The organism is Amaricoccus sp. (genome assembly GCF_036846665.1).
GTDB lineage: Bacteria > Pseudomonadota > Alphaproteobacteria > Rhodobacterales > Rhodobacteraceae > Amaricoccus.
In genome coordinates this window covers 1-3,779 of the sequence record NZ_DAIUBO010000312.1, presented here as the reverse complement: position 1 = coordinate 3,779, position 3,779 = coordinate 1, and the positions used below count along the sequence as shown (strand labels likewise).

Below are 3,779 nucleotides of genomic sequence, written 5' to 3'. Positions count from 1 at the left end.
ATCCCGTTCTGGGTCGGGGAGATCGTGCGCACCTATGCGATCATGATCCTTCTGGGCAATACCGGCGCCGTGAACCTGATCCTGAAGGCGCTGGGCCTGATCGATCAGCCGGTCGCCTTCATGTACACCAACTTCTCGCTCGGCTTCGGCATCGTCTATCTGACGTCGCTCTACATGCTGATGCCGCTCTATTCGGCCCTCGAAAAGATCCCGCAGACCTTCTCCGAGGCGGCGGCCGATCTGGGCGCGGGGCCCTGGACGCGGTTCCGGCGCGTCATCCTGCCCCTGTCGCTCGAGGGGATCTCCTCGGGCTGCACGCTGGTCTTCCTGATCTCGACCGGCCTCTATGCCACGCCGATCCTGCTCGGCGGTCCCAGCACCACGCTGTTCTCCGAGACCATAGCCGGGTTCTTCCATGTGGCGGGCGACGAATGGCCGACCGGGGCCGCGTTCTCGACCATCATGCTGCTGACGGCGCTCGTCCTCTCCGGAACCTTCATGAAGCTGATGGGCGCCTTGCAGAAGGGGGGCCGGAAATGACCCGCAACACGCGCATCCTGATGTCGATCATCTACTGGGCCTTCGTGGTCTATCTGTTCGTGCCTCTGGTGCTGATGATCCTGATGGGGTTCAAGGACTCGAAGTTCATCGGCTTCCCGATCAAGTCCTGGACGCTTGACTGGTATGTCGGCGTCTTCAGGGATACAGAGGTGATCAGCGTCTTCATCTATTCGACGACGATCGCCATTGCGAGCACGGCCATTTCGCTGACCGTCGGCACCTGGATCTCGGTGCTGCTCGCCGGCCGGTCGTTCTTCGGCCGCACGGTGATCCTCGGGCTGACCATCCTGCCGGCGGTCATTCCCGGGATCATCTCGGCGATCTCGTTCCGCATCTTCGCCCGGCTCCTGGGCGTCGAGACGGGCATGTTCGCGATCATCTGGGCGCATGCGGTGCACAACGTGCCCTTCGTCGCGCTGGTGGTCATGGCGCGGCTGGCGACGCTGCCCGCGAGCCATACCGAGGCGGCGATGGATCTCGGCGCGGACAGGTTCGTCAGCTTCTTCCGCATCACGCTGCCCTATCTCAAACCGGCGCTGATCGGGGCCGGCGTGTTCTGCATGCTCCTGAGTTTCGACGACTTCGTGCGCTCGTTCTTCCTGGGGGGCTACGAGCCGACGCTGCCGGTGCTGATCTTCTCGAAACTGCGCTCGGGGATGTCGCCGGAAATCAACGCCATCGCCACGGTCGTACTGATCATGACCGCGGTGCTGGGCATCTGGGCCGAACGCTCGATGCGCCGCATGGGTAAGGGAACCTGAACAATGCCGACCATCGAAGATCCAATCGTCCACATCGACGGCATCTCCAAGTCCTTCGGCAGGACCGTCGCCCTGCAGAAGCTCGACATGAAGATCGATCCGGGCGAATTCGTCACGTTTCTCGGACCCTCGGGCTGCGGGAAGTCGACGACGCTGCGCATCCTGGGCGGCTTCGCCCAGCCCGACAGCGGCCGCATCGTGCTGGGCGGAGAGGACGTGACCCGGCTGCCGCCGAACAAGCGCAAGGTCAACATGGTGTTTCAGGACTATGCGCTCTTTCCCCACATGACAGTGACACGCAACGTCACCTTCGGGCTCGAACTCAAGCGCATGACCAGGGACAGGATCGCCGCGCGGGTGGACGAGCTTCTGTCGTTCCTCGAACTCGATGCCTTCCGGGACCGCTTTCCCGACCAGCTGTCCGGCGGTCAGCGGCAGCGTGTGGCGCTGGCGCGGGCGCTGGCGCCGGATCCGGATCTGCTCTTGCTCGACGAGCCTCTGGGTGCGCTGGATGCGCGGCTGCGCGCGCAGGTGCAGCTCGAGCTCAAGGACATCCAGCGCCGGACCGGCAAGACCTTCTTCTTCGTCACGCATGACCAGGACGAGGCGCTGACCATGTCCGACCGGATCGTGGTCATGAACCAGGGCCGGGTGGAGCAGGACGGCACGCCCGAGGATCTGTATCTGCGTCCGAAGAGCCGCTTCGTCGCCGAATTCATCGGCGAGACGAACCTGCTGAGCGGCCCGGTCAGACATGCCGAAGACGACAGGGTCGCGATCGACTGGTTCGGGATGCAGATCGAGGGCCGGGCCTTCGACCGTACCCCGCGCCCCGGCGATGTGGTGACGGCGGCGTTGCGCCTCGAGAAGGTCGGCTTCTACGACGCCAGGCCCGAGACCGGGAATGCGGTGCCGGGCAGGGTGGTCAACCGCGTCTTCAAGGGCAGCCGCACGGCGGTGGATGTGCGCGTCGGCGATGCCGGCGCGGCGATCCTCAAGGCCTATGTGGACCGGGACGTGCCCGACGATGTCTGGCTCGGCTGGGAATCGGCCAATCTGGCGGTGCTCCAGGATTGAGCCGTCCGTCCCAGGAACCTATCGGAGAAGCAGCATGAACAAGCGCGAACGATTCTACGCCGCCGTCGCGGGGGCGCCGGTCGACCGGCCCCCTCTGTCGGTCTGGATGCATTTCGTCACTCCCTATGCCACTGGCCAGCAGGGAGCGGACCGGCATTGCGAGTTCTTTCGCCAATACGATTGGGATCTGGCCAAGGCGGTCAGCGACTATCGCCATCCCCTGCCCGATGGCATGGAGACGATCGCCACTCCCGCCGACATGGCCCGCATCACCGTGCAGTCGATGGACCATCCGACCTATGCCAACCAGATCGCGCTTCTGAACGGCATCCGGGCGGAACTCGGCGAGGATTGGCCGGTGATCGACACCACCTTCGACCCCATCCAGCAGGTCCTGCGCCATGCCGGTTTCTCGGCGCTGCGCGTGATCCTCGACAATCCGCGCGAGGCCAGGCCGATGCTCGAGGCCGCGACCGAAACCGTCATCCGCTACATGCGCGAACTGGCGGCGAACGGTGTGGACGGCGTCTTCTATTCGACCCGCGGGGCAGCGACCGAAGCCTGCGTGCAGGGCTATTCCCAAGACGCCTATGAAGACCTCGTAAGGCCCTATGACCTCGCCATCCTCGAGGAAACCACGGGCCTGGTGCGCATGCTCCACGCCTGCAAGAGCCACCTCGATCTCGACCGGGTCGCCGACTACCCGCACGAGGTTCTGAGCTGGGCCGCGCATGACCCGACCTGTCCTACCATCGCAGAGATGCGCGAGCGCACCGGGAAATGCATCATGGGCGGGATCGACCAGGCCAAGGTGGTCGAACAGTCGCGCCCCGAGATCCGCCGCGACATCGGCGAGGCGCTTGCGATCACCGGGGGTCGGAACTTCATCCTCGCGCCGGGCTGCACCTTCGGCTCGAACGCGCCGGCCCATGTCTTCGACACGATCGCGGAATACGGCCGCGACAGGGACGCGGCGGTGGCCGCCTAGACCGGCCGGGCGATGGCGCGGGAGACCTCGGTCGGGTTCATCGGGCTGGGCATCATGGGCGGCGCGATGGCGCGCCGTGTGATGGCGGCGGGCCATGCGGTGCATGTCCATGCCCGAAACCGCGACCGCGCCGCGCCGTTCCTGCTCGACGGGGCCGTCTGGGCCGACGATGCTGGGGCGCTCGCCCGAAGCTGCGCCACGGTCTTCACCATCGTCGGCGGGCCGGAAGACGTGGCGGAGATCTATCTCGGCGAGGATGGCCTGATCGCGAACGCCGCGCCGGGGGATTGCCTGGTCGACATGACCACCTCCTCGCCGGACCTGGCCCGCCGGATCGCCGCCGAGGCGGCCGGCCGGGGCGTCATGGCGCTGGATGCCCCCGTCACCGGCGG

The 3,779-nt window shown here is 65.9% G+C and carries 5 protein-coding genes; all 5 read left to right on the top strand.

The window, feature by feature from the left end:
- Window positions 1–540 (top strand): ABC transporter permease (locus V7050_RS19375; RefSeq protein ID WP_324411067.1); only part of this gene is annotated, 540 nt, incomplete at its 5' end.
- Complete coding sequence (locus V7050_RS19370) at window positions 537–1,322, top strand: ABC transporter permease (RefSeq protein ID WP_324365217.1); 786 nt, start codon at window positions 537–539, stop codon at window positions 1,320–1,322. The genes V7050_RS19375 and V7050_RS19370, both read left to right, overlap by 4 nt.
- A gap of 3 nt (window positions 1,323–1,325) precedes the next feature.
- Window positions 1,326–2,399 (top strand): ABC transporter ATP-binding protein, encoded by a 1,074-nt coding sequence (locus V7050_RS19365; RefSeq protein ID WP_324365216.1) that lies wholly within the window; start codon window positions 1,326–1,328, stop codon window positions 2,397–2,399.
- Between the two features lie 34 nt (window positions 2,400–2,433).
- Window positions 2,434–3,387 carry a uroporphyrinogen decarboxylase family protein gene (locus tag V7050_RS19360; RefSeq protein ID WP_324365215.1) on the top strand — a complete coding sequence of 318 codons (954 nt, stop codon included), beginning with the start codon at window positions 2,434–2,436 and terminating at the stop codon, window positions 3,385–3,387.
- A gap of 12 nt (window positions 3,388–3,399) precedes the next feature.
- On the top strand, window positions 3,400–3,779 hold a 380-nt coding region (locus V7050_RS19355), incomplete at its 3' end, for an NAD(P)-dependent oxidoreductase (RefSeq protein WP_324411065.1).

What these genes read in the sequence shown, in the direction of transcription:
- V7050_RS19370 (WP_324365217.1), top strand. Translation starts at nt 537, where the DNA reads ATGACCCGCAACACGCGCATCCTGATGTCGATCATCTACTGGGCCTTC.
- V7050_RS19365 (WP_324365216.1), top strand. Translation starts at nt 1,326, where the DNA reads ATGCCGACCATCGAAGATCCAATCGTCCACATCGACGGCATCTCCAAG.
- V7050_RS19360 (WP_324365215.1), top strand. Translation starts at nt 2,434, where the DNA reads ATGAACAAGCGCGAACGATTCTACGCCGCCGTCGCGGGGGCGCCGGTC.